This window comes from Bradyrhizobium lablabi (genome assembly GCF_018129385.1).
Lineage (GTDB): Bacteria > Pseudomonadota > Alphaproteobacteria > Rhizobiales > Xanthobacteraceae > Bradyrhizobium > Bradyrhizobium lablabi_C.
The window spans coordinates 58,361-84,735 of sequence record NZ_JAFCLN010000003.1 but is presented as its reverse complement, the minus strand read 5'-3'; the positions used below and the strand labels follow the sequence as shown (position 1 = coordinate 84,735).

Here is a 26,375-nt window from a genome sequence, read left to right as displayed (position 1 = left end):
GCTCTCCTTCTCACGCCAGTCCCAGCTCGGCGGCGAGTTCGTATTCGCCGGCCAGCGCGCGCAGTTTGTCCCAGGTGGCATCCTCGATCTCGATGCCGTTCTGCCGGCATTGTTGCTCGCGCAGATACTCGACTTCGCCCGGATAGAACACGCCCTTCGAGCCCTCCGACGGCGGCGTCGATTTCAGATAGCGCGCGAACTCGGCGACTTCTTTCTTGAAATCCTTCAGCGGCCGGAAGGCGGCAACATTGAACACCGCCATGAACACGCCGTCATTGTGCCGGCCGGTCGGCTCGACGCCAAAACCAAGTCCCGTCAGCAGCCCGCACAGCACCTCGACCATCGCGGCGAGACCTGAGCCCTTGTAGCCTTCGGTGCCGCCGAGCGGCAGCAGCGCGCCACCCTTGCGGTATTGGGTCGGATCGGTGGTGTGGCGGCCTTCGGCATCGATGATCCATCCGGTCGGTATCTGCTCGCCGCGCGCGACCGCGAGCGAAACTTTTCCCACCGCGACCGCCGAGGTCGCCATATCCAGATAAAACGGCGCCTCGAGATCGGAGGGCACCGCGATCGAGATCGGGTTGGTGCCGAGCCGCGCCTCGCGCCCGCCGAACGGCGCGACATGTTTTGGCGAGCGACCGGAATCGGCGGTGGCAATTCCGATCATGCCCTCGCGCATCGCCATCAATGGATAGGCGGCAAGCCGGCCGACATGGCTCTGCCGGAACACGGTGCAGGCGGCGACGTTGGCGGTCTTCGCTTTCGCAATGGTCAGCTCCATCGCTTTGCTGTTGACGTGGAAACCAAAACCCCACTGACCGTCGATCACGGTCGTGGTCGGCGATTCCTGCACGATGGTCCACGCCGCGCCGGGCACGATATGCTTGGCCTTGATGCGGTCGATATAGGTCGGGATCGCGATAATCCCGTGTGAGTCATGACCGGCAAGGTTGGCGTTGACGCAGCCGATCGCCACGGCCTGAGCTTCCTCCTCCGATGCGCCGGCCGCCCGGAGCAGGGCAATGCCGATGCGCGTGAGGCGGTCGGCCTGAACAATGGGCATGGGTTTCCTCTGGCGCGCCCGCATGGGAAGCGGGTCTTGTTTCTTGTCACGGCCCGCCATGGTCTCAAAGCCGCCGGCCGGTGGCAATGACCCGAGGGGACCTGCCGGCAAATTCGTGGGTGCAATGCAGCGCGCGCATCGCTGCCGGCCGCCGGGGTTCCGTTCGATCGACGAACGGTAATTTTTCGGGGTTTGTTAGGGCTTTATTGGCAGGCCGTTTACTCTTTCCCGCGGTTTCCGCGTGCCCATAACGGGCATTTAGGCACCTCGCACCCATTAATCTGGCCGGCCAGTATGGTCCGAGGGAGCCGGGTTTGCCGACGAATTTCGCACGAGCGTTAGCGGCGTTGAATGCCACCAACGAAGCGATCCTCTATGCGAAATCGCCCGAGGAGCTTTACGGGCAGGTCTGCCAGGCCGCCTTCTCCAGCGGGGATTTTCTCGCGGTCGCCATCTTTCTGCATGAGCCCGCGACCGGCCTTTTGCGGTTCGCGGCCGGCTTCGGCGCGGACACCGCGCGGCTGCGCAGCATCGACATCTCGACGGTTGCCGGTACGCCCGAAGGATCCGGCGTCGGCGGCCAAGCCTTTCGCGGCGGCAAGGTGTGCGTCAGTAACGACTTCCTTAACGATTCCTGTTCGCTGGCCTGGCGCGACGGCGCGCGCGCGGGCGGGGTCGGCGCCGCCGCGGCGCTGCCGCTCACCTGCAACGAGCGCGTGATCGGCGTGTTCATGGTCACCCGGCGGGAGCCCGGCTCCCTGAACGAGGAGGTCGTCTCGCTGCTCGAGCGCATGGCGGCGAATGTCTCCTTTGCCCTCGGCAATTTCGAGCGCGAGACCGCGCGCAAGGCCGGCGAACGCGCGACGCGCCGCCTCAACCAGATGTTCGGCGTCATCAGCGGCACCAATGAGGCCATCCTTCGTGCCAAGACCGAGCACGAATTGTACCAGCTTGTCTGCGATGCCGCCGTCCATACCGGCAAGTCCTTTGCCACCGTGGTGCTGCTCGCCGAACCGGGTTCGATGTGGCTCAAGCCGGTCGCGGCGACCGGCCAGGCCATCCATCTCATCACCCAAACCAAATTCTCCTGGGATCCCGAAAATCCCTACGGGCAGGGCATCAGCGGCGAGGCTTTCCGGACGCAGAAGGCTTGCATCAACCCCGATATCGCCGCGAGGAGCGGCGCCTGGAAGGAAGCCCAGCGGGTCAGCGGCGCTGTCGCCTGCGTCGCGCTGCCCCTGATCAAGATGGGAAAGAGCGTCGGCGTGCTGATGTTCTTCATGGGCAAGTCCTGGGCGACGGATGAAGGGATCGTCGCGCTGGCCGCACGGGTGGCCGAGAACGTCTCGTTCGCGCTCGATAATTTCGAGCGCGCGGCCGAGAAGGTGCGGGCAGATGAGCAGAAGCAGCGTCTCACCCGCATGTTTGCGGCGCTCAGCGCTACAAACGAAGCCATCATACGCGCGAAGTGCCGCACCGAACTGTACGAACTCGTCTGCGAGGCGGCGGCCAAGGGCGGCCGGTTCAACTCGGCCAGCGTTTTGCTGCCGCGGCCCGGCAGCGACCGTCTCGATGTGGTCGCCTCCGCCGGACCGACCGCCGCCAATGCGCGGCGGCTGAATGTATCGACCAGCGAAGGATGCCCGGAGGGGCGCGGCATCTGCGGCACCGCGTTCCGTACGCGGCGAGCAAACCTCAGCAATGATTTTCCCAATGATCCGCGAGGCGAGGCCTTCCGGCAGGTGATTCAGCGCGACGGAGCACAGTCGGGAGCCGCCTTTCCGTTGCTGGTCGACGGGCAGGTCACCGGCGTAATGCTGTTTATTTCCTCGGAGAAGAACACGTTTAGCGGGGAATTTACCGAGCTGCTCCAGCGGCTGGCCGACAACATTTCCTTCGCGCTCGAGAATTTCGCCCGCGCCGACGAAAAGGCGAAGACGGAACAGCAGAAGGATAACCTCGCACGCATGTTCGCCGCGCTGAGCGCGACCAATGAAGCGATCATGCGGGCGAAATCCCGCGCTCATCTCTACGAACTGGTGTGTGAAGCCGCCGCGCAAGGCGGCCGGTTCGCCTCGACCAACATCCTGCTGGTGCGGCCGGACAGCGACTTCTTCGTATCCGCCGTCGCTGCCGGTCCGAAAGCCGAGAGCTCGCGCCAGGTCCGGGTTTCCTTCAACGAAGCGCGTCCTGAGGGACGTGGCCTCGCCGGCACGGCCTACCGCACGGCAAGCGCCTGCATCAGCAACGACTATCTGGCGAGCCAGAGCACACAGGCATTCCACGCCCAGGCGAACAAGGATGGCGCAAAGTCAGGAGCCGCATTTCCGTTGCTTGTCGCGGGAAAGGTGGTCGGCGTCATGCTGTTCATCTCGCTGGAAAAGGACACGTTCACGGCGGAATTTTCCGAGTTGCTTCAGCGGCTGGCCGATAACGTCTCGTTCGCGCTGGAGAGTTTTGACCGTGCCGACGAGAAGAGCCGCGCGGACGAGCGCATCGAATATCTCGCCTCGCATGACAGCCTGACGCAACTGCCCAACCGCGAGATGTTCAATGGGCTGCTGCGCCATGCGATCGAGGCCGCCGGGCGCTACCGGCGGCAGTTCGCGGTGCTGTTCATCGACCTCGACCGCTTCAAGGTGATCAACGACTCGCTCGGGCATGAAGCCGGCGACAGGCTGCTGGTGGAGGTCGCCGGCCGTCTGCGCAACGCCCTGCGTTCGAGCGACATCGTGGCCCGGCTCGGCGGCGACGAATTCGTCGTGATCCTGGAAGAGACCGCCGAGCGTCGCGATGTGGAGCGGATCGCCGCAAACATTCTGTCGACGCTGAGCCAGCCGCTGATGTTGAGCGGCCATGAATGCCACGCCACCGCTTCTATCGGCATCGCGATGTATCCGCAGGACGGCACCGACGTGCGGGCGCTGACCAAGAACGCCGACATGGCGATGTACCTCGCCAAGGAAGACGGCAAGAACGGCTTTCGCTTCTTCACCCGGGAAATCAAGACCCAGTCGATCGAGCGGTTGACGCTGGAAACGGCGCTGCGCCGCGCGCTGGAGCGCCGTCAGTTCTCGCTGCATTACCAGCCCAAGGTGGACATGGTGAGCGGTCAGGTCACCGGCGTCGAGGCGCTGCTGCGCTGGCAGCACCCGGAATTGGGCCTGGTGCCGCCGATGCAGTTCATTCCGCTGGCGGAAGAAACCGGCCTTATCGTGCCGATCGGCCGCTGGGTGCTGAAGGAGGCCTGCGCGCAGAATATGGCCTGGCAGCGCCGCGGTCTGCGGCCGGTGTCGATGGCGGTCAACCTGTCGCCGCGGCAATTCGCCGACGAGCGCCTGCTGCACGACATCGACGACGCACTCGCCGCCAGCGGCATGTCGGCGGTGCTGCTGCAACTCGAGGTCACCGAGAGCATGGTGATGCGCAACGTCGCGCGCGCCATCAAGGTGCTGAACGCGATCCAGAGCCGTGGCATTCGCCTTGCGATCGACGATTTCGGCACCGGCTATTCGTCGATGTCGCTGATGAAGCAGTTCCCGATCGATACGATCAAGATCGATCGCTCCTTCGTGCGCGACCTGCCGAAGGATTCGGAGGATCAGGCGATCGCGCAGGCGATCATCAGCATGGGCAAGGCGCTCGGCATGACCGTGGTCGCCGAAGGCGTCGAGACCGCCGAGCAGCAGGCGTTCTTGCGCAGTCATGCCTGCGACGAGATGCAGGGCTACCTGTTCAGCAAGCCGCTGCCGGCAAAAGAACTGGCGCGCCTGTTGAAAGCGCCGCCGGCGCTGGTTTCGCCGCCGCTACAGCCGGATAGCGCGCCCGCGAAACCGGCGCACGGGTCACGGCGGAAACGCGCTGTCGTCTGACGGCTGCACGTGCAGGTCCCGCACGTCGGAATCCGTCGATTTCACCTTGCTGGAAAAATCATAGGGCCACGGAACCAGTGTCTGCCCGGCCATCGCATCGCGCAGCACCTTCGCGGCTGCCGCATAGCTCGCCCCTTGCGGAAGACGGAGCGGGCCGCACCAGTGGAGCGGCAGCCGTTCATCGATATCGCACAACTCGAACGCCGGCCCCCACCACCAGGCAGGAGCTGGAGGACGTTCGTCTTCCGCGATCGCGCGCCACTGCACGAATTCGTCCATGACGCGCTTGAACTGCAATCTTGCCGCCGGATGCATCGAGGCTCTCCTGAGCCTCGATGTTAGCGGCTTCAACGCAGGAAACAATCCCGCGGACGGGTCGCCGTTACTGCCATTGCGACGTCACGTCCGAACCCGACTTGTTGAGGTGCACGTGCTGGTCGACGTGATCGACCCAGGAAAGCGGAATGAAGTGATGCTTGCCATCCGGTGAGCTTGATTTCGTCAGTTTGATCTTGTCGGCGCCTTCCATGTGATCGACCTTGCCGACCGTCTTTTTGTCGGAAGAAATGACGTCCATGTGTTCCCTGATATCTGCGGCAGCGGTCATGTTGCTTCTCCCTTGAACAATAAGGTGAGACGAAAACGCCCGGCCGCAGCAAAGGTTGCTAGGCCTTCGCCTTGGCCAGTCCCAGCAACCGTTCCGCGTTGCCGCCTGCGACCAGCGCCATGTCTTCTTTGCTGACGCCCTTGACGCGGCCGAGGAAACCGACCGGGTCCGGTTCCGCCATGTCGAAGGGATAGTCGGTGCCGAGCATGATATGGTCGGCGCCCCAGATCTCGATCAAATGTTTGAGTTCGCGCTCGTCGAACACGACCGTGTCGAAATAGAGCTTTCTCAGATATTCCGACGGGGGCTTCTTGATATGGACACGGGAATCCTCGCGATGTGCCCAGGCATGATCGAAGCGGCCCCAATAGGCCGGCAGATAGCCGCCGCCATGGGCGATGCAGATCTTCAGCTTTGGAAAGCGTTCGAGGTAACCGTCGAAGATCAGTTGTCCCACGCACAGCGCTGAATCGAGGGGATGCCCGATCGTGTTCGGAAAATAGTGATCCTCCATGCGGCCGACCAGGCTGGTGCCGAACGGATGCAAGAAGATCATCACGCCGAGCTCCTCGACGCGTGCGAAGAATTTTTCGAGGCCCGCGCGGGTAAGATCGACGCCGCGAACATTGGTGCAGAGCTCGACGCCGCGAAAGCCGAGCTGCTTCACCGTGCGGTCGAGCTCGGCCACCGCCATGCCGGGGTCCTGCAACGGCACGATGCCCATGCCCATCAGCCGGTCCGGGTGCTTGGCGATCATCTCGGCGATATGGTTGTTGACGATATGACAGCTATCGCGCGCCACCTCCGGCGGCGCCGCATAGACGAAATGGCCGGGATAGGGCGAGACTACCTGCACATCGATGCCGGTGCGGTCCATCTCGGCCAGCCGCGTCTCGAGATCGGTCAGCTTTGGAAAATCGATCTTGCCGCGCTGCGGCTGAATGCGCCTGGTCAATTCGTTGACATGGGTATTGGCATTCGGCGTATGGCCGCCGCCGGCAATGCCGGTCGCCTTCTCCACCATCGCATTGGCTTCGGGCACCATGCAGTGGCAATGGATGTCGATGGTGCGCCACGGTTTTGCTTTTCCGGTGCGCGCAGGCGCGCTGCCGTGGTCGGTTGCGGGGCCGCACGTCTTGCACTGAAACAGGAGAGTCATGCGTCCTCACGGAGAAAAATTCGTGGAATAGAGTTGCCGCGCCGGGGTTTGTTTATCTTCTGCCCGCGTCGACGTCGCCGGGCCTTCGCCCATGATCAGCAGCACGGTGTCCTCGTCCTTGGCGCCGTCCCAATGCACCTGCTTGCCGTAATGCGTGACGAAACTGCCGGCCGGCATCGCCACGGCGTTGTCGGGATCGAATTTCGGTCCCGATCCCACCCACCATGTGCCTTGCAGCACGACGATGTAGCGGTCGTTGGGATGGAAATGCGGCCGGCTGAAATGATTGCCCTTGGTCCATCGGTTGTAGACCACGTAGAAGCCCGGCTTGTTCAAATCCCCTACAACGACAGCCTGTTGCGAGCCTGACGGGTTCACCGGACCCCATGGAATCTGGTCCGGCAGCTTGTAGGTGACGGCGGCCGGATTGAGCTCGGCGGCGCAAGCGAAGCCGAGCATGCCGGCCAGCGCCAGCGGCGCCACGAGGTATCGCCAGGGACGGGCATTCGGCATCTGTTCCTCTCTTGCCAACTTCGCGAGTTCGGATGTGCTCGTCTTGAATGTCACCGCGATGCTAGCCGCGCCTTCGCCCGAACGACAAGACATGCGCCTGCATGTGTGACCGGCGTCGCCATGGCAGAACAAACTGCAACGCAGCATGAATGCCGTATTTACGCCGCGCGTCGCGGTGATAGGTTTCAGCCAACCAAAATCAAACCGGGAGGACTAACCTTGACCAAGCATCTCGCGACACTCGCCGCCGGCCTGTTGATCGGCGCCGCCGCCATTCAATTTTCCGGCACGGCTTCCGGCCAGGACGGCTGGGTCACGCTGGTTGACGGCAGCAAGATGGGAGACTGGACCGAGGTCGGCAAAGCCAATTGGGCGATGAAGGACGGCGCGCTCGTTGCCGACAAGATCACCGAGGGCAAGGATCCTTCCTATCTCGTCAGCAAAGAATCCTGGAAGGATTTCCAGATCAAGGCCGAGTTCTGGGCCGATGACGACACCAACAGCGGCATCTTCATCCGCTGCGCCGAGCGCGGCAAGATCGACTCCAAGCTCTGCTACGAGGTCAACATCTTCGACAAGCGTCCGGACCCGACCTACGGCACCGGCGCGATCGTCGACGTCGGCAAGGTCGATCCGATGCCGAAGGCCGGCGGCAAGTGGAACACGTTTGACATCACCGCCAAGGGCCCGCATCTGGTCGTTATATTCAATGGACAGAAAACGGTCGACGCGCAGGATTCCAAGCTCGCCAGCGGGCCGATCGCGTTGCAATACGGCTCCGGCGTGATCAAGTGGCGCAAGGTGCAGATCAAGCCGCTGTAGATCACGCAGCCGGCGAAAGACTTTTGTCCGAATTGGCCGGCTCTCCCGTCTTCAGCGGGTGAGCCTTCCTGTGCCAGGCCCAAGCGGTGCGGATGATGGTTTTCAAGTCTGAATGTTTCGGCACGAACTTCAGGACGTCGCGCGCCGCCGAAGCATCGGCAACCAGATAGGTGGGATCGCCTGCGCGGCGCGGTTTGACGACATGCGGCACCTCGCGACCGGTCTCGGTTGCGATCGCCGCCAGGATCTCGCGCACCGAAAAGCCGTTGCCGGTGCCGAGATTGAAGGCGCCGCCGGAATGGCCCTCCAGCAACAGCTTGAGCGCCGCGACATGCGCGGCCGCGAGATCGGTGACATGGATGTAGTCGCGGATCGCGGTGCCGTCGGGCGTGTCGTAGTCGTCGCCGAACACGGCGAAATCAGGCACGTGGCCCTGTAGCGCCATCATCGCGCGCGGAATGAGATGGGTTTCGATCTCACGCAGCTCGCCGATGCCGCCGGCCAGATCAGCGCCGCTGGCGTTGAAGTAGCGCAGCGCGAACGCGCCGAGGCCGTAGGCCACGCGATAGTCCGTCAGCACGCGCTCGATCATGAATTTTGAGGCACCATAGGGATTGATCGGCGCGCAGTTGTAGTTTTCGGGCAGCGCCTTGCTGTCGGCATTGCCATAGACCGCGCCGGTCGATGAGAACACCAGCCGGTTACACTGCGCCTCGCGCATCGCGTCGAGCAGCGCCAGCGTGCCGGCAAGGTTGTTGAGATAGTACTTTTGCGGATCAGCCACGGATTCGCCGACGAGGCTGGAGGCCGCAAAATGCATCACGGCCGCTATCTCGTGCTCGGCAAAGGCGCGCGCCAGCGTCGCCTTGTCGGCGATATCGCCGACAACGAGCGCGCCGCTGACAAAACTGCGATGGCCGGTGGAGAGGTTGTCATAGACGACAGGGCGGAAGCCGGCCTTCTCCAGCGCGCGGCAGCAATGCGAGCCGATATAGCCCGCGCCGCCCGTCACCAGGATGGCAGGACGCTTTGCCATGTCAGTTGTGCTCGCTGCGGTCGGTGACCTGCGGGCGGCTCTTGTTGAACAACAGATAGAGCGCGCGCGGGTTGGTGGTCAGATAGCGCCAGAACAGCCGGCGCGGCTCCAGCCAGATGCGCCAGGCCCATTCGAGGCTTGCGTCCTGCATCCATTTCGGTGCACGCGAACGGCTGCCTGAAAGGAAGTTGAACAACCCGCCCGACGTCTTGATGACGCCGACATTTGACAGGTGCGGGGTGTACTCCTCGACGAAGGCCTGTTCATAGGGCACGCCGAGCGCGATCCAGAGATAGTCGGGCGCCAGCGCGTTGATCTCGTCGACCTTGGCGCGCATCGCTTCGCCGCGCAGATAGCCGTGGTGGTGTCCGACGATCTTCAGCTGCGGATACATCTTGCGGACGTTGGCGACCGCAGCAGTGTTTTCGGCCTCGTCCGCGCCGAACATGTAGAAGGAGAGCCCGGCGGCCTGCGCCTTGCGCGCGACGACGTGAAACAGGTCGGTGGTGGCGACACGCTCCGGCAGCGGCGTGTTCGACTTGAGGCGCGACACCGTGACCAGCGGCTGGCCGTCGGCATTGATCAGGTCGGCCGACCGGAACAGGCGGTCGGTCATCGGCTCGGTCGAGCAGCGCGCCAGCACCTCGCCATTGGCGGAGGTCAGGTACAGCGGACGGGTGGCCCGCCGCTGCGGGAAAACCATGTCGATCATGAAATCGGCGGTTTGCTCGAGGTCGAGCACGGCGAGCCGCAACCCGCCCAGTGTGATGCGGGGAACGCCTGATGTGGCGGCCCTTCCGATCGGATTGATGCGACGCTCACGCATATCGTTGGTCCCGCTGGCGATGAGTATGAGTTGGGTTCAATTCATTGAGGACGACGCCGACCAGCTTGCGCTCGGCGCCATCAAGACTTTCGATGATCTCTTCCATGCATTCATTGATGTCGAGGCTGACCGGCAGGATCGCGACGAGACCGTCGGCGATCTCGATCAGCTTGCGGTCGGCCTCGCTGCCCGGCATGGCCGGGCCGTCGAGGATGACGAGGTCATAGCCGCCGGCGGAACGCGCCTGCGCGATCGCCTTGCGGATCGCTTCGCTTGCCTTGACATCGGAGCCCTTGACTGTGGGCAGGATCGAAATGCCGTTGGCGGTCCTGATCGCACGGAACGCCTTGCTGCCGATCGAAAGCCAGCCAAGCCGGCTGGGCTCGGCCTTGCCGAAGCCCGCGACCTTGTCCGAGAGCGCATGCGAGGCATGGTCGGCGTCGATCATCAGCACGCTGGCGCCGTCGCGCGCGGCGGCGAGCGCGATGTTCATCGCGGCGATGCTGCGCTCGAGACCCTCGCCGGGGCCGAGCACGGCCACGACTGGAATGGTATTGGGGACACCACGTCCGGCGACTCTTGTGCGGATCTCGCGCATGGCGGTCGCGAATGCCGTGGGCTCGCCCGCGCGCGGCGTCGGCCAGCCCATGCGCGTGGCGTCCGGCATCGTGCCAGTGGCAAAGATGCCGCCGAGCGTCCGCACGACGTCAGACTCTTGCAGGCGCGCGATCAGCGGCTTTTCCGCGCGCGCCGGCGCAGGCTGATGCGGTCGAGGTGGCGGGCTTACCGGCGCTTGTGTCTTGATCGGCGCAGCCGTCGTCCGCTTCGTCGAGGAAGCGGGCGGTGCCGGCGTATTCGGCTGAATCCCGGATTCCCGCCGCTTGAGCTGATCGGCCGCGATGCTCCAGCCGGCCGCGGCCAGACCGCCGAACATGAAGCCGACCATCGCGAGCAGGCTCATCGGCGGCGGGAAGGTGCGGAACTGCGGCACGGTGGCGTCGCTGGTGATGCGGGCATTCGAGGTGTTGAGGCTTTCCTGCTCCTCGATCTCGCGCGAACGTTTCAGGAAGGATTGATAGACGTCGCGGCTGGCTTCCACTTCTCGCTCGAGCTGGCGCAAGCGCACGGAGGCCTGGCTCATCTGCACGCTCTGGCGCTTCTGCGTCTCCAGCGCCTTGTTGAGCGAGGCTTCGTATTCGCGCGCGCGGGTGAGATCGTTTTTGGCCGACTGCACGAAGCGGTCGAGCTCTTCGTTGATGTTGCGCTTGAGATCGCCCACCTGCTGCTCGACCTGACGCAGCGCAGGATGCCGCGGACCGAGCTCGCTCATCAGCTCGGCCTGGCGCTTGCGCGCATCGGCGTATTGTGCCCGCAGATTGGCGATGGTGGGAGACTGAAGCGCCTCGGGAATCGCGCCGGCATCGGTTGAAGCGCGGCGGCTGGCCTCGATCTGGTCGTACTTGGCCTGCGCGTCCAGCGTCAGCGCCCGCGCCGCAGCGAGCCGCTGGTTGCTGGCGGAAAGCTGCTGGTCGCTGATCAGCGTGTCCTGAGTGCCGATGAAATTATTCTGCGCCTTGTAAGTCGCAAGCTCGTTCTCGGCGTTGCGCAGCCGCTCCTGCAACTCCTTGAGCCGGCCCGACAGGTCGGAGGTCGCCCGCCGCGCGGCGTAGGCCTGCGACCGCGAGGATTCCGTGAGATAGGCCTTTGCGATGGCGTTGGCGAGCTGTGCCGCCTTTTCCGGATTGACCGACCAGACGTCGACGTCGACGATAAAGCTGCGGTCGGTCTTCTTCACATTGATGTGCTTGTTCAGCGCGTCCAGCGTTGCAAGTTCGCTCTCCTTGCGCTGTTCAGCTGTCGGCTTCAGTTCGACGCCAAACACGCCGATCAGGGTGGCAAACATGCCCTTCGTTGCGGGACCGCCGCCGAACTCGGGATCCTTCTCGAGGTTCGTATCCTTGATCACCTGTAGCAATACCTTGTTCGAGGTGATCAGGCGCGCCTGGCTTTCCACCACGATGGCGAGGCCCGAGACGTCCTGCGAGCGCGGTGTGAGTTCGCGCTCGACAAGCTGAAGCTCGCGCGGATCGACATAAAGCTGTGCGCTGGCCGTATATCGCGGCGTCAGGCTCTTGCCGATGGCAACGGCTGCGCAAGCGCCGAGCAGCGCGGCGCCGGCGATCATCAGCCGCCGCCGCCAGAGCACATTGACCAGTTCAAGCACGTCAAAGCCCGCCGACGGTGCTGGCCGCGGGTCGGGCTTCGCCTGGCCTATCGGTTGGTCATATTGCAGCATCGGCCCCAGCTTTCATTCCAGCGGCAACACACGACGGCTGAGGGGTTACTCTTCGGGTTACGCCACGCGCGCAAACGGGGAACGCGGAAACAACGCAACAGGAAAAATTAACCATACTCATTGAGGGACTATTCACCGAAAAGGCAAACAAACCGTTGCCGCTGTGGCGAGAACTGGAGTTTTCCCGGTGCACTATCCGCATGCAGGCGCGCTCGTTCGGCCGCGCGGGCCTCGCATAAATTAACGATCCGTTAGTGGTTCGATCTTCGTCGAAGCGGCGCAGCCGAAAACCGTCGCCCGCGCGCGAATGCATCGCCGGACGACGGCTCAAATCAACGCTTGCTTCGGGCCGGATCGCGTTCACGGTTCAGAGCTTTCGCAGGATCACGTGGTAGTCGCCGTGGCGCACGTCGCGCTTGCCCGGCAACAGGGCGTTCAGGATTTTTGCGCCGACGTCGATCAGGCGAGCGAGCATCGGCATGCGCTTGCGCATTTCCGGATAGCGCGGGCTCTCATATTCCTTCTTGTAGATCACTTGCAGGCCATTCAGCTTCGCGAACGCTTCGAGGTTCGCCAGCGTGACGAGCGGATGGAAATGAGTGGGGAACGGCGCCTGGCCTGGCAGGCCGGCCTTCTTGTCGCCGCGCACATGGCGGTAGAACCAGACGTGGAACCAGTGCGGCGAGTATTTTGTGACGACGCCCGACAATGAGCGCGGATTGGGTGCGCCGATCAGGATCAGGCCGCCGCGCTTGATCGACTGGCAGAAGCCGCGCAGCGCCGCGTCGACGTCGGGCACGTGCTCGATGACGTTGTAGCAGATCACAAGGTCGAAACTATCAGGCGGAAAACGGTGCGTCTGGATGTCGCCGAGGATCGTCTGCTGGGCGTAGGTATTGTTGCGGATCTGGTCTTCATCGATGTCGACCACGGTCACATGCGCACGGCCGAGCACGCTCAGCGGCAGAAAACTGGTTGAACCGCCGCCGGCTTCGTAGATCGCGAGCGGTGCTTTCGGCAACCTTGCTTCAAGAATGCTGTGTACCGTGAGCAGGCTCTGCCGGGCTTCGCCATGGGGCAGGTCGAGCAGGGACTGCGGATGCGCCTGCACCGCGCCGGTGGAGGACGAGAAATCGAGGGCTGCCATTTTGTTCATTGGTGTTCACCCGATATCGTTGTTGGCAAATCTGGTTCGAAACAGCGCAAGAGCGCGCTTGATGCGTCCACGCGCCCGGGCGATGTCAAAAACCCAGGCGAGCGCCGCGTAGCTGACGAGGCCAAGGCCCGCGAGGATCGCGCAGGCTGTGAGGTCGCCGACATGCAGGCCGCGATCAAGCGCCGCGACGATCAGCGCCATCGTGAGCGCCGCGATCAGGATCGGTGCCAGCCGGCCAAGCGGCAGCGGCACGCGGAAAGCAAAGCGGGTGAGGATCAGCGCGCAGGCAAATCCGGTGACGTCGGCGGCAAGCCGTGCCCAGGCCGCGCCGACCGTACCGAACAAATGGACCAGCACGTACGACAGGATCACGTTGGCGGCGATGATCGAGGCTGTATTGATCAGGTAGAACGAATTGCGGCCCGACAGCAGGAAACTCGCATGCAGATATTGCTGGGTCAGGACCTGGAACACGACGGCTACTGCGAGGATGGGCATGATCTGGATGGCCAGCTCGCGGAATTCGGGACCGAGCAGAACATTGGCGACGTGGCTCGAGATCGCGGCAAAGCCGAGCGCGGCGGGCAGGGTGACGGCCAGCAGCAGTTCGACGCATTCGGCAAGATGCGAACGCACGGCATCGTCGCCCTGGCGCGCATGGATCTGCACCGCCATCGGGAAGAACGCGGCGGCCATGCTCATGGCCGGCATCATCAGCGTCTGCCGGACGAGGTCGAGCCCGGCGACATAGCGGCCCGCGTCGGCCTCGCCGACCAGGTTGGCGATCACGAAGCGATCGGTGACGCTGGAGATCGCGAGCAGGGTCAGTGACACCGTCAGCGGCAGGCCGGTCTTTGCCAGCGACAAGAAGTCCGAGCGGTCGAATTTGAACGACGTTCCCCGCCAGGCCGTACGCGATTGCACGAAAACTGCGAGCAGATAGGCGAAGGTTGCGGCGAGCAGCAGCAGGAAACCGCTCGGGCTCGCCAGCGCCGCCACGGCGCCGAGCGCGAGCAAGCCTGCGGCGCGGACCAGCGTGGCCTTCATGGCGGATAGCGCAAGCAGCCGCGCGCGCACCAGGTCCTGCGTCAGTTCGAACAATCCGATGGCGACCGAGAGCGCCACCGTGGCCAATGCAGCCACGGGATCGAGGCCAACCAGCCGCGCGATCGCGTAGGCGATCGGTGCGGTGAGGCAGCAAACAAGGTAGCCGGAGATGACGAGCCCGCGCACGTCGGTGCCGTCATTGCGCGCATGCCCGCTCAGGATGATGTTGCGGAACCAGCCGACCAGGAAGACGCTGATGACCGAAGCAAAGCCGACGCCCAGCAAATAGACGCCGTATTCATGCGGCGAGAACAGCCGCGTGAACACGAACACGCATCCGAGCCCCAGCAGCGCCGAGAGCACGTTGGCGGTCAGGTTGATGCTGGCCTGTCCAATGATCATGCGGCGGCAAGCCCCGATTTTTCGTCGCCTGGAGCAAGCGGCGGCGCACCGTAGAAATTTTCGGCGACCGCCGCGCGGATCATCTCGACCGGCGTGCCGGAGAAGGACGTGATCGAACAGGCGACGTCGTTCTTGCCGGCGCGGCGGAACAGGGCGTTCAGCCGCTCCTTGCTGAGCTGCGGCTGCTCCCAATAGCTGACGCAGGGTGTCTTGGTGGTGTTGGCATGGCCGGCAGCGAAGCGGGCGTCATTGCGCACGAAATAGCCATAGAGCATGTATTCGGAGAATTCGCGCGTCTTGCACAGCGCTTCGATCCAGCTCATGCCGGAGACCGCCTCGATGCGCGAAGCCATCGCGCGCGTCGTCTGCTGATCCCAGAAGATGATGTGACCGATGTAATCGTCCGCCGGCAGCGGCGGCACCGGCAGTCCGAGCAGTTGATGGCTGGTCACCACCCAGCGCGAATGATGCGGCTTGGTGGTGGCGACGATCTCGTCGGGCATGCTGAGCAGCGGAATCGGGTTGGGATGCTCGAAACGCGACAGGTCGAAATCCCGGAAGAACAGGATGTCGGAATCGAGGATGCAGTAACGCTGATGCGGCAGCGACATGGTCGCGGCGATCTTGAGGAATTGCTGGACATGCCATCCGCTCACCGGCTTGGCGCGCAGCGACCACCAGAACTGCCGGCGCTTGCGCTGGACGATGCGCGGCAGCGGCCGCAGCCATCCCGGCAGATAGGCCGACGCCGGGATGATCACGCGGTGCTCGCTCGCAAGGTGCGCGAACAGCGGCAGGTCGCAATCCGGAACCAGCAGATAGTGCTTCGAAAAGGAGCGGACATGCCGGTCCACGCTTTCGCAAAGCAGGGTGCAGATTTCCAGGTCGCGCCCGTAGGTCGGGGTCAGCAGCGCTACACGATCCATTTCCAAAACTCTCTCGCGATGACGATCGGGCCGCTTTTTGGGCAGCCGCGATTGTTGGCCTGTCGCGATGAGCAAGATCGGTGCCGGATAGCCATGGACGCGCGTTAGGCGTGTCGACATGGTTAAATCGCCGCGTTCGTCGGGCGTTGCCTGCGCGAGATTTGCTTTCGCAAACAAATGGGCAGGCCGCCTCCGGCCCGTGGAGTTCGCTATTGCGGGGCCGTGCGTCGTTTCGGTGCGGCTTTCGTCCCGCATGTCCTGCGGATGGAACGGTGCGGTGGGTGTTAACTCTGAATCACGCGCCGCTTGCACACCGCGCGGCGCTGGACCGGATATTGCACAAGCCGGCTCGGGCAAGCCGCAAGGCGAATCCGAAAATGCCGGAGTCCTCGATCAGCACCGATCACGCTGCGTCGCTGGTTCTTTTCGGCACAGTGAAATCGTCCGCGATGTCCGTCTTTGGCACGGGCGGTGACATCGCGGTGCAAATTCCGGTCGAGGTCCCGATCATGAAATATCGCTCCGACATCGATGGCCTGCGAGCGCTCGCTGTCCTCCCGGTGGTTCTTTACCATGTCGGCCTTCCCGGATTCGCCGGCGGCTTCGTCGGCGTCGACATCTTCTTCGTCATATCGGGATATCTGATCTGCGGGATGATCGATCAGGACATCCGCAACGGGAGCTTTTCGCTCGGCGATTTCTACAAGCGCCGCATCCTGCGCATCCTGCCGGCCTTGTTTGCCATGTTCGCCGTGACCGGGGTCCTCGCTTACGTCTATTTTCTGCCGGTCGAGTTCGAGGATTTTGCCAAGAGCCTCGCCGCCGCGGTCGGCTCCGTATCCAATGTCTACTTCGCGAAGACGGCCGGATATTTCGACGCGCCGGCGGAGACAAAACCGCTGCTGCATACCTGGTCGCTCGGTGTCGAGGAGCAGTTCTATTTCATCGCGCCGCTCATGATGCTGCTGCTTTATCGCTTCATGCCGAGGCAGGCGAAATGGTGGCTTGCCGCCGCCGCGGCGCTGTCCTTCGCAGCCGCCGTCCTGATGAGCTATCGCAACGCGTCGCTGATGTTCTATTTGACGCCGTTCCGCGCCTGGGAGCTTGCGCTCGGTGCGTTGCTTGCGATCGGCGCAATTCCAGCGCCGTCGGGCGCATTGAGCCGGAATGTCATCGGCGCTGTCGGGCTCGCACTGCTGATCGGCGTCATCCTGCTGGGATCGGCCTCGGCGCCGCTGCTGCCGATGGTCGGTCTTGCCGCCGTGGGCTCGGTGATGGTGATCGCTTCGAGCGAGCGCGGTGTTTCCTGGGCCGGCTGGCTGCTGTCGCTGCCGCCGCTGGTCTTTGTCGGCCTCATCTCCTATTCGCTCTATTTGTGGCACTGGCCACTCACCGTGTTCCAGCGCACGGATGGCCTGCTTTACCCGGGCTCGTCCGTCGCGGCAAAGCTGGTCGTGATCGCCGCATCGATCGGGCTCGCCATCGTGTCGTGGAGGTTCATCGAGCGGCCGTTCCGGGCCATGGCGCGTTACTCGACGAAGCCTGCGGTGTTCGCGACCGCGTCGGCGACAATGGCTTCCGCGTTCGTGGCCTGCGTCATGATCCTTCTGGCGGACGGTGCGCCGTTCCGTTTCTCCGACCGTGTCGTCTCAATCGCCTCCTATCTTGCCTATGATTCGTCGAACGCGTTCCGCACCGGAAAGTGCTTTCTTGCCACCAATCGCCAGCAGCTCGACGTCGAGACCTGCGTGAAGGTCGACCCGCGTTCGCCCAACTATTTGCTGGTCGGCGACAGCCATGCGGCACATCTCTGGCTTGGATTGTCGGCGGCGATGCCCGACGTGAACGTCATGCAGGCCACCGCCAGCATGTGCCGTCCGGCGATCCCGGCCATCTCGGCGCTCGAGACGCGGTCCTGTCCGAAGCTGATGCACTTCGTCTTCAACGATTTCCTGGTCAACAACAAGGTCGACAAGGTTATTCTCGCGGCGTCCTGGAAGGACGAGGATCTCGCCGATCTATCCGTGGTGATCGATACGCTGAGAATGCGCGGCATCGAGGCCGTCGTGCTGGGTCCGATCGTCGAATATGACCGCGCCCTGCCGCGGCTTTTGGCCGATCAGATCAGGCGCGGCGAAAGCTATGCCGCCTATGCGCGGCGCACGCCGGGAATCAGGGAACGCGACCGGACGATGGATGCGCTGGTGACCTCGCGCGGCGCGGCTTACGTCTCCGTCTACGATACGATCTGCCGCCATGACCGCTGCGACGAATTCGTCCAAGGCGATATTCCGATCCAGTTCGATGAGGGCCATCTGACCGAGCAGGGTTCGGTCGAGGTCGGCCGGCGGCTGTCGTCTTCGTTTGCCAAAAAGCTCGCAAGGGCCGGCGATGTCCGCGATTGATCGCCTGCGCCGCAGCCTGTTGATGGCCGCCATCGGCGTGGCGGCGAGCGGAATGGCCGCGGCATATGGCAAGGCCGGTTCGTTGCCGCGTAGCGATTCGGCCAGGCTCGCCGGCGCCTTCGTCGACTGGGGACAGGTCGGCCGCGAGCATACGCTACAGCAATGGGAAAAATGGCTGAATCAGAAACCGTCCTCGGTCATCGCCGTCGATTTCTATAACGACGATTCCTGGGAGAAGCTGTCACGCTTCACCTGGGTGCCGGGCGTGTGGAAGAAGCTCAATCCCGCGCGCAACGTGGCCTGGTCGCTTCCCCTCACGATGAAGGATACGCCGCTTTCCGACGTGGCAGAGGGCAAGCATGACGCCGAGTTCGAGCAGGCGGCAAGGGCGATCGCCGAGGCGCAGCCGAGGGCCATTATCCGGCTCGGCTGGGAGATGAATCTCGAGCAGATGGTCTGGTTCACCAGGGGGCACGAGGCCGATTACATCGCGGCGTTCCGCCGCGTCGTCGGCATCTTCCGAAAACATTCCCGCGATTTCAGGTTCGACTGGTGTCCGGGATGGGGACCGCAGGAGACGCCGGCCGATCTCGCTTATCCCGGCGACGACGTCGTCGATATCATCGGCCTCGACGTCTATGATTTCAAATATGACGGCACGCCCGAGGAACGCTGGGAGAAATTCTACCTGAAAGCGCCGTTCGGCCTGGAATGGCACCGTGACTTCGCCGCCAAACACAACAAGCTCATGAGCTACCCCGAATGGGGCGTCGGCCATTTCGGCGACAATCCCTATTTCATCCGGAAAATGCACGAGTGGTTCATGCAGAACCGCGACCACCTCGCCTACGCAGGCTATTTCAATGTCGATGGATTGTGGCCGACGCGGATCGACACCGGCCGATTCCCGCAGTCTGAAAAATTGTTCCGCAAGCTGTTTTCCGGCTCCGCCGTAAAGTCACGCGGCGCGTTACCTCGGGTTAACGCTGTTCCTTAACCGTGGCACGAAGTGTGAAACGTCGACGGCCGCGCCGGACCGCATTTTGCAATATTGAGGGCGTTATCGTGACCGCATGCGGCAGCGCCCGATGGCGGCGGCCGCATTGGCACGACATTGTCCCGGGATTGCCCGGCGATCCCGTTTCGGGACGCCGGCCATAGAGAGCAGGATGCGAACTGCCATGGACGAAGCCGCTACTGTATCGCTCGCGCCCGAGCGCGAAAACCGCGCGCTGGTCGCAGCTTCGGGCGCGCTCGATACCACGATCGGCATCGTCGTGTGCATTCCGAGTTTTCGCCGGCCGCAGCACCTGCGCAAGACGCTGAACTCGCTGGCGCGCCAGTCGACCGGCCGCCGCTTCGCCGTCGTGATCGTGGACAACGATGCCGCCAAATGCGAGGCGGTTCCGGTCGCAACCGAATTCCTGCTCGCCGGAAAACTTTCCGGCCTCTGCGTCGTCGAGCCGCGCCAGGGCAATTGCCACGCCATCAACGCCGCCTTCGAAACCGCGCTGGAATCGTTTCCGCACGCCGGTCATTTCCTGATGATCGACGATGACGAGATTGCCTCGCCCGGCTGGCTCGACAAGATGGTGCATGCGGCCGAGACCAGCGGCGCCGATATCGTCGGCGGCCCGGTGTTTCCCCATTTCGACGATGCGCGAAAGCGCGGCCTGCGCGATCATCCCGCCTTCGCGCCGGCTTACGCCACCTCGGGTCCCGTGCCCGTCATCTACGGCAGCGGCAACTGCCTGATCTCGCGTTCGGTGTTCGAGCGGATGCCGCAACCCGCCTTCGATCTGCGCTTCAATCTGCTCGGCGGCGGCGACACCGACTTCTTCTGGCGCTGCATGACGGCAGGCATGAAATTTCACTGGGCCGCCGAAGCCGTGATCGACGAGACCGTGCCGCCGGGGCGGACCAGCCTGCGCTGGCTGGTGGTGCGCGGCTTGCGCATCGGCGCCATCAACTACCACGTCCAGCGCAAGGTCGCGCCGAACCGCTGGTCGCGCGCCGCGCTCACGCTGAAGATGCTGGCCGCGCTTCCGATGTCGCTGCCGCGCGCGATCGGTCTTGCGCTATCGGCGCACAAGGCGGTGATCGCCATGCATCCGATGACGGTGGCGGCCGGCAGCGCGCTGGCCGCCATTGGCATCGAGCCGCAACCCTACAAAGCATCGAAGATCGTCTCTTGAACCGGGCAGCCGTCACGTCGGAACTGAACAGCGTGGCCGGCGGGATCGGCCGCCAGCAGGTCATCGATGTCGTCCGCGCCGGCCTCTTCATCGGAACGCTGCTGCTGGTGTGGATCTCGCTCCGTCCGTATGCCGATCTCGGCGAATACGCAGTCGGCGACACCAGCACCGGCAACGACCTGCCAACCTATGTGATCTTCGCGATCCTTGCGGTCGTCGCGGTCTTCCTGGTCGCGCGCGACAACGCGCAGGGGCTGGCAACGCTGTGGACCAGCTCTTTCCTGCTGTTCGGCGGGTGGCTTGTCCTCACCACCATCCTGTCGTTCGATCGCGGAACGTCGCTGCGCCGCTTTGCGCTGACGGCTTGCGTCGTCGCCGTTGCGGCATCGATGCCGCTGCTGGCGAGGTCGCGGCATGAGGTGATGCGCTGGTTCAGCATCGCTGCGCTCGGCCTGCTCGCCGCCTGCTATCTCGGGCTGCTGCTGGCGCCGCATCTGTCGATGCATCTGGCGACCGATTTGCAGGAGCCGCTGCTTGCCGGCAACTGGCGCGGCACGTTCGGCCACAAGAATGCCGCGGCGAGCATGATGGCGATGCTGCTGTTCCTCGGCATCTATATCACGCGCGAAGGCGGCTGGATTTCGGGCCCAACCATTATCGGACTATGCGCGCTGTTCCTGGTCTATGCCGCCGGCAAGAGCTCGCTGTCGCTGTGCTTCATGGTGCTGTTCCTCACCTCGATCGTTGCAGTCGTGCCGTGGTTCTGGCTGCGCGCGGTGATGCTGCTGACGCCGCTGGCGATACTCAATCTGCTCAGTGTCGGCACTGTGCTCAGTCCCGCGCTCGCATCGTGGTCAAAGCTGCTGCCGTTCGACTCGACCTTTACCGGGCGCACCGACATCTGGACCTTCGCCGTTCAGTCCCTTCAGGCGCGTCTGGCGACCGGCTACGGATTTCAGGCGTTTTGGGGCTCCAGCGCCATCCAGGATCTGCCGGCAGGCAAGGAATGGGCGGCCTTCTCCTCGCACAGCCACAACGGCTATCTCGACACCGCGCTCGGCATGGGCTTGCCGGGGCTGGCGCTGCTCATCCTGGTGCTGGTCATCGTGCCGCTGCGTGATTTTCAACGGGCCGATACCGGCGGCAATGGCGGCCCGCTCGCGATGGCGCTGCTGCGCATCTGGCTGTTCGGGCTTTATCTCGCGTCGATGGAAAGCTTTTTCCTCGATCGCGCCGATCCGACCTGGTTCACGCTGCTGCTGGCGATCTTCTTTCTGCACTACCTCGCGCGCTTTCGGGCAAAGGCTTGATAAGCTCGTGTCCCGGACGCGGTGCAGCGCATAGCGCTGCTCCGCAGAGGCGGGACCCATCTTTTGTAAGGCACCGGACCCCGGCTCTGCCGCGCACCGCTTCGCGCTGCGCAGCGTCCGGGGAACGCTTCCTACAGCTGCGCATTCACGGCCGCGGCCACGTCGTGCCACCAGCCGCGGAAATCGAACGGCGCTCGCGTAACCTGCGCTTTTGCTGCCGCCACAATGCTGTCGGCATAAGCCTCATCGCCCGATCCGCGCGCCACCAGCGCGATGGCGCCGCTCTCGATCAATTGCCTGAAGCGCGGATGGTGGTCGAATTCCTCCCCCAGCGCCGGAGCGGTCACGACGAGCGGCTTTCCGGACTGCACGCAGGTCAGCACGCTCGAGCGGCGCGCAGTCAGGCCTTCGCCCAGCGGGTAGCAGAACGCATCGACCTCGCTGAACAGCCCGAACACCTCGGCATCGGAGGCGACGTAGCCGCTGACGATGACATCGTCAGTCAAGCCCAGAGCCGATGCGCGGGCGAAAAAATCCTGTTCGACATTGTCGGTGCCGCGGATGAACGAGCCGATATAGACGATCAGCGGCTTCAGCCCGCGCCGCTTCAGGATCGCGCCGATATCGAGCAGCGCATTGGGCTGCTTGCCCGGATAGATCGATCCGAAATGGCCGATCACCAGTCGCCGATCGGCGCGTGCACGCGCCAGCCGCTGGCGCAATTCCGAATCTGCTGGTTTCGCCGGCGCCTCGATGTTCGGCGGCAGCGGCGCCAGCGCGACTTTTTTGACCGTCCAGCCGACCCAAAAATCGTCCGCCAGCTCCCGCCGCACCAGTGGTGTGAACATCACGATGGTATCGGCCAGCAACAGGGCAGGGGCATAGGTGAGACGGCGCGCCCAGTGCAGTCCCGCCCATTCGTGCTGAATCAGGACAACCTTGCGCCGGCGCAGCTTTGCGATCAGCAGTGTCAGCAGCGGGCGAACGATCACCCGCTTCCAGGCCACGATCGGAAAGTTGCACACCACGCTGTTAACGGAATCGACCGCGTGCCGGATGTCGCGAAACGAGCCATCCGTCCGCGTCAGGGTTAACGTAGTGCTACCGCCGGGTGACGAACGCTCGATCTCTTGCTGCAACAGGCGCGTGAACTGGCCGACGCCGCATTGCATTTGCGGCCCCGCGCCGAGGAAAAGCGTCTGGTATGGCGGCTCTGATGTCATTTGGTTCTCGCGTTAGCCATACCGCGCAGACATTAGCGCCGCGTAAGCGTCCTGCGACAGGCTGCGGCATCGCTCTTGCTAGATGAGGCATAAGGTCGCGCGTTCGTCTCGCAACGGGACATCGCATGGCCAGCCTGTGGCAGCGCATGCAATTTCGGGACAGTCCCAGATGGCAGCCTCAGGTGAATGACGCGACCTGGAGCAGAGCATAATGACCAACAAGATTTTGACCGACTGGGATCAGACCCACACAGCCCTCTGGGGCAATCAGCCCGTCAAGCTGGCCCACAGCATGCACAAGTCGCCGGCCTTCTCGCTGGATCATCTGGCCAAGCTGATCGAGAACTATCCGCGCGAGCATTACAGCCTGATGCAGACCGGCATCAAGGACGGCAAGCGCATCTGGCGCCACGGCGACATCGGCGATTTCAGCGGCCGCCAGGTGATCGATGCGATCTCGAAGGGCGGTCTGTGGCTCAACCTGCGCATGGCCTCCGAAATCGATCGCAGCTACCACGACCTGCTCGCGCAGATGTTCGAGGAAGTTCGCGCCCGGCGGCCCGATTTCACCGCGCCGAAATTCGATGCCGGCATCCTGATCTCGGCGCCGGAAGCCAAGGTGCCGTATCACGCCGATCTTCCCGGCCAGGGCCTGATCCAGATCGCCGGCCGCAAGCGTGTCTGGATCTATCCGCCGACCGAGCCGTTCCTGACCACGCGCTTCCTCGAGGACGTGCAGTTGTTCGAGCTCGAGCTCGATATTCCCTATGCCGAATGGTACGACCGCCACGCCACCGTGATCGATCTCGAGCCGGGTTACATGCTGAACTGGCCGCTCAACGCACCGCATCGGGTCGAAAATCTCGGTACCGTCAACATCTCCATGACCGTGCAGTTCGAGAACGACGCGATCCGCCGTGCCCGCATCGTCAACCTCGCCAACGGCCTGTTGCGCCATCGCATTGGCTGGGAGCCGAAGAGCCGCGCGCTCAAGGGGCCGTCGTTCTTTGCCAAGGCGTTGCTGCAAAAGGCGTTGCGCAACACCTCATGGGTCAAGCGCCAGCGCAAGGCGCGCAACCAGGTCGAGTTCAGGCTCGACCAGAACCATCCCGAGCAGATGATCGATCTGCCGAAGGCGGCCTGAGCGTGACCACGCTGACGAACGATGTGGCACAGCGCGCGGCCTTGAGCCGCGCGCCGCGCGCCGCGTTCGCCGTCGAGATCGATTCCGACTGGAGCGCCGTTGCCGGTGAGTGGGACGCGCTGCGCCGGCGAGGGCAGGTCACTCCGTTCCAGCACAGCCGCTGGCTCGGCGCCTGGTACCGCGCCTTTGCCGCGCGCGATGATGCAAAGCCGTTGCTCGTGACGTTGCGGGATCGCGCGACCGGGGAAATTGCGCTGCGCCTGCCGTTGATCCGGCGCACGATCAATGGCTTGCGGGTCGTCGAATTCGCCGACCTCGACCTCACCGACTACAACGCGCCCGTGCTGGGCCCTGCCGCGCCGCGCGACGCCGGAGCGGCAAAGGAGCTTTGGCGCGAGCTGCGCCGGGCGTTGCGCCGGCTTGCCGGTGGCGCCGACCTCATCCGGTTCAAGAAGCTTCCGCTCGAGCTCGGCGGCGCGCCCAATCCGCTCGCGATGCCGCGCGCCGCGGGGCCGTGTTCGCTCAACGGCAACATCGTCGTCACATCGGATGATTTCGAGCAATATCGCCGCTCGCTGAAGCGCGACATTCGCAAGGTGCTGGATCGCCACTGGCGACACTTCGGTGCGCATCCGTCCGCCGCATTCCGCATCCTGACCGACGCGGACGAGGCGCTGCGGGTCCTCACCGTTCTGGACGAGCAGCAGGGCGCGCGGATGCGCGAGCTGGGTGCCAATTTCGTGCTGGCCCAGGGAAACAACGGCGCGTTCTACCGCCATCTCATCCGCGACAACGTCGCCAGCGGCTATGCCGTGCTCTCGATGCTCACCGCGGGCGAGGAGGTCGTGGCCGTCCTGCTGGGCGTTCGCGAAGGGTCACGCTATGTGATGCTGCGCGTCAGCAATGCCGGCGAGAAATGGTCGCATTACTCGCCGGGGCGGCTGATCATCGATCGCACCATGGCGGCCCTCCACAAGCAGGGCGTTCGCGAATTCGATTTCAGCGTCGGCGATTATGACTACAAGCGCCGTTTCGGTGCGACGCCAATCCCGCTTGCCGATATCAGCGCAGCCCTGAGCTGGCGCGGATGGCGCCACGCCCTGCGCGATCGCGCCGTGCGCGAACTGCGGCGTTATCCGGCGTTGACCGAGCATTTGAAGCGTGCGTTCGGCAAAGCCGGCTCGCGCGAAGCAGGTCGGGCTAAATAGCCCGCACCACGCCGGGCTGGCCGCTCGGGCATTCCAGCGCGTCGCGATCCCATTTTGCGGCGATGGCGGCGGCTTCATAGGTGCTTTGCAGGAAGGCGAGCAGCGCGGCGTCGGGGTCGGCTGCATTTCGCACGGCGTCGTAGGGCAGGACGAATTCGCTCAGCGCCTCGCTGAAGAACGCCGCCTCCGGCTTGACCGCGGCGTTGCGAAATCCCTGCGGCTCCGGATAGGCATAGGAATAGAACGCGGGATAGTCGATCGCGCCGCCGCCGGGCCAGAAGCCCGCGCTGCTCACTTCATGCGAATAGGCCTCGGTCGCGACGGAGTCCGGCAAATGCGGCACGCCGCCGGGATGGCGCGGCGCGGCTCGGCCCGAAAAGCGCGTCACCGCGAGATCGAAACTGCCCCAGAAGAAATGCACCGGGCTGGCCTTGCCGAGAAAACCGGTGCGGAACTGCTTGAACACGCGATCGCTGTTGACGAGGATTTGCAGGAAGCGTCCGACGGCGTCGGCATCGTAGGAAGCGTGCGTCGTGTCCTTCGGGAACGGAATCGGATCCGGCAATTCATTCGGTGTCTCGTCGATGACGACAGCGATGCCGAGCTCAGCCAATTGGCTCTTCACGGCGGCATAGAAGCTCGCCACCGAATGTCCCGCCAGCGCAAACTGCCGCTTTCTGCCGTCGCTGGTGGCAATGCGCAGGCAATGATCGATGAAATCGAAGTCGATCTGGAAGCTGCCGGCGTCGTCCGGAATCGGTGAGGTGGTCAGGCCGCGCGGCGTGACATAAAGCGCGACATGCCAGGAATGGTTGAGCCAGGGCGAGCGGGCAAGGCGGATTTTTCCGATCACCTGCGTCCAGAGATGGAGGGTGGCATAGGTCTCGCGCCATGCTGCCGTCGGCAATTCCGGCCAGTTGGCTCGCGGATCGCTGCTCATGTTCAGCTCTGTGTGGTTGTGCGGGTGAAAGCCTTATCACGAATCCGCTACGCCGGACTCACGATCTCGTGCACTCCGGACAGCGGTGTGCACCGCGCGTCGCACGAAACAGGCCGCGGCAATACCAGCGCCGGGCAAACGCCCGCAGCGGCTTGCGTAACGCCTGCGCGACAAAAAGAAGCTCAACCATTGGCCATGATCCACCGTTCACCGAAACGGTAGATA

At 63.8% G+C, this 26,375-nt stretch carries 21 protein-coding genes; 8 read left to right on the top strand and 13 right to left on the bottom strand.

Annotation, left to right across the window (positions count from 1 at the left end):
- Nucleotides 1-10: 10 nt before the first annotated feature.
- On the bottom strand, nt 11-1,063 hold the full coding sequence (locus JQ628_RS07070) for an Ldh family oxidoreductase (protein ID WP_212221296.1): 1,053 nt from the start codon (nt 1,061-1,063) through the stop codon (nt 11-13).
- Nucleotides 1,064-1,377: 314 nt separating this feature from the next.
- Between JQ628_RS07070 and JQ628_RS07065 the strand changes: the two genes are divergently transcribed.
- Nucleotides 1,378-4,935, top strand: coding sequence for a sensor domain-containing phosphodiesterase (locus JQ628_RS07065; RefSeq protein WP_212221294.1), 3,558 nt, complete (start codon nt 1,378-1,380; stop codon nt 4,933-4,935).
- Here the strand turns inward: JQ628_RS07065 and JQ628_RS07060 are convergent.
- The 4 genes from JQ628_RS07060 to JQ628_RS07045 all read right to left on the bottom strand — a co-directional run bounded on the left by JQ628_RS07060 (nt 4,909) and on the right by JQ628_RS07045 (nt 7,214).
- Nucleotides 4,909-5,250, bottom strand: coding sequence for a hypothetical protein (locus JQ628_RS07060; RefSeq protein ID WP_212221292.1), 342 nt, complete (start codon nt 5,248-5,250; stop codon nt 4,909-4,911). The genes JQ628_RS07065 and JQ628_RS07060 overlap by 27 nt on opposite strands.
- A gap of 67 nt (nt 5,251-5,317) precedes the next feature.
- Nucleotides 5,318-5,542, bottom strand: a complete 225-nt coding sequence (locus JQ628_RS07055) for a DUF2171 domain-containing protein (protein ID WP_212221290.1) — start codon at nt 5,540-5,542, stop codon at nt 5,318-5,320.
- A gap of 58 nt (nt 5,543-5,600) precedes the next feature.
- Complete coding sequence (locus JQ628_RS07050) at nt 5,601-6,701, bottom strand: amidohydrolase family protein (protein ID WP_212221288.1); 1,101 nt, start codon at nt 6,699-6,701, stop codon at nt 5,601-5,603.
- 6 nt (nt 6,702-6,707) lie between these two features.
- On the bottom strand, nt 6,708-7,214 hold the full coding sequence (locus JQ628_RS07045) for a cupin domain-containing protein (RefSeq protein WP_249127593.1): 507 nt from the start codon (nt 7,212-7,214) through the stop codon (nt 6,708-6,710).
- A gap of 219 nt (nt 7,215-7,433) precedes the next feature.
- On the opposite strand from JQ628_RS07045, the gene JQ628_RS07040 reads away from it, so the two are divergent.
- Nucleotides 7,434-8,036: a 3-keto-disaccharide hydrolase gene (locus JQ628_RS07040; RefSeq protein WP_249127592.1), complete on the top strand. Its 603-nt coding sequence runs from the start codon at nt 7,434-7,436 to the stop codon at nt 8,034-8,036.
- Nucleotide 8,037: 1 nt separating this feature from the next.
- On the opposite strand, the gene galE is transcribed toward JQ628_RS07040, so the two are convergent.
- The 6 genes from galE to JQ628_RS07010 form a co-directional block, all read right to left on the bottom strand.
- Nucleotides 8,038-9,072, bottom strand: coding sequence for a UDP-glucose 4-epimerase GalE (gene galE / locus JQ628_RS07035; RefSeq protein ID WP_212221284.1), 1,035 nt, complete (start codon nt 9,070-9,072; stop codon nt 8,038-8,040).
- A 1-nt stretch (nt 9,073) separates the two neighbouring features.
- Nucleotides 9,074-9,898, bottom strand: coding sequence for a WecB/TagA/CpsF family glycosyltransferase (locus JQ628_RS07030; RefSeq protein WP_212221282.1), 825 nt, complete (start codon nt 9,896-9,898; stop codon nt 9,074-9,076).
- Entirely contained in the window at nt 9,891-12,194 is a 2,304-nt protein-coding gene (locus JQ628_RS07025) for an exopolysaccharide transport family protein (RefSeq protein WP_212221280.1), read from the bottom strand. Before JQ628_RS07025 ends, JQ628_RS07030 begins: the two co-directional genes overlap by 8 nt.
- Nucleotides 12,195-12,561: 367 nt before the next feature.
- Nucleotides 12,562-13,350, bottom strand: coding sequence for a class I SAM-dependent methyltransferase (locus tag JQ628_RS07020; RefSeq protein ID WP_212221278.1), 789 nt, complete (start codon nt 13,348-13,350; stop codon nt 12,562-12,564).
- A gap of 6 nt (nt 13,351-13,356) precedes the next feature.
- On the bottom strand, nt 13,357-14,799 hold the full coding sequence (locus JQ628_RS07015; RefSeq protein WP_212221276.1) for an oligosaccharide flippase family protein: 1,443 nt from the start codon (nt 14,797-14,799) through the stop codon (nt 13,357-13,359).
- The gene (locus JQ628_RS07010; protein WP_212221274.1) at nt 14,796-15,725 is read right to left on the bottom strand and encodes a DUF6492 family protein; all 930 of its coding nucleotides are present in this window, start codon (nt 15,723-15,725) and stop codon (nt 14,796-14,798) included. Before JQ628_RS07010 ends, JQ628_RS07015 begins: the two co-directional genes overlap by 4 nt.
- A gap of 449 nt (nt 15,726-16,174) precedes the next feature.
- On the opposite strand from JQ628_RS07010, the gene JQ628_RS07005 reads away from it, so the two are divergent.
- The 4 genes from JQ628_RS07005 (at nt 16,175) to JQ628_RS06990 (ending at nt 21,635) form a co-directional block, all read left to right on the top strand.
- Complete coding sequence (locus JQ628_RS07005) at nt 16,175-18,130, top strand: acyltransferase family protein (protein ID WP_212221272.1); 1,956 nt, start codon at nt 16,175-16,177, stop codon at nt 18,128-18,130.
- A complete protein-coding gene (locus JQ628_RS07000) occupies nt 18,117-19,127 on the top strand; it encodes a glycoside hydrolase family 26 protein (protein ID WP_212221270.1) in 1,011 nt (336 codons plus the stop codon). The genes JQ628_RS07005 and JQ628_RS07000 overlap by 14 nt, the downstream gene beginning before the upstream one ends.
- Before the next feature lie 184 nt (nt 19,128-19,311).
- Nucleotides 19,312-20,325 (top strand): glycosyltransferase family 2 protein, encoded by a 1,014-nt coding sequence (locus JQ628_RS06995; RefSeq protein ID WP_249127590.1) that lies wholly within the window; start codon nt 19,312-19,314, stop codon nt 20,323-20,325.
- Nucleotides 20,322-21,635, top strand: coding sequence for an O-antigen ligase family protein (locus JQ628_RS06990; RefSeq protein WP_212221266.1), 1,314 nt, complete (start codon nt 20,322-20,324; stop codon nt 21,633-21,635). The genes JQ628_RS06995 and JQ628_RS06990 overlap by 4 nt, the downstream gene beginning before the upstream one ends.
- 131 nt (nt 21,636-21,766) lie before the next feature.
- Here the strand turns inward: JQ628_RS06990 and JQ628_RS06985 are convergent, their stop codons facing one another.
- The gene (locus JQ628_RS06985) at nt 21,767-22,858 is read right to left on the bottom strand and encodes a glycosyltransferase (protein ID WP_212221264.1); all 1,092 of its coding nucleotides are present in this window, start codon (nt 22,856-22,858) and stop codon (nt 21,767-21,769) included.
- Between the two features lie 211 nt (nt 22,859-23,069).
- On the opposite strand from JQ628_RS06985, the gene JQ628_RS06980 reads away from it, so the two are divergent.
- Together JQ628_RS06980 and JQ628_RS06975 are read left to right on the top strand one after the other, a co-directional pair.
- Nucleotides 23,070-24,002: a cupin-like domain-containing protein gene (locus JQ628_RS06980; protein WP_212221262.1), complete on the top strand. Its 933-nt coding sequence runs from the start codon at nt 23,070-23,072 to the stop codon at nt 24,000-24,002.
- A 2-nt stretch (nt 24,003-24,004) separates the two neighbouring features.
- Nucleotides 24,005-25,210, top strand: coding sequence for a GNAT family N-acetyltransferase (locus JQ628_RS06975; RefSeq protein ID WP_212221260.1), 1,206 nt, complete (start codon nt 24,005-24,007; stop codon nt 25,208-25,210).
- On the opposite strand, the gene JQ628_RS06970 is transcribed toward JQ628_RS06975, so the two are convergent.
- A complete protein-coding gene (locus JQ628_RS06970; protein ID WP_212221258.1) occupies nt 25,203-26,150 on the bottom strand; it encodes a DUF5996 family protein in 948 nt (315 codons plus the stop codon). The two genes, JQ628_RS06975 and JQ628_RS06970, sit on opposite strands and share 8 nt — an antisense overlap.
- Nucleotides 26,151-26,375 lie beyond the last annotated feature (225 nt).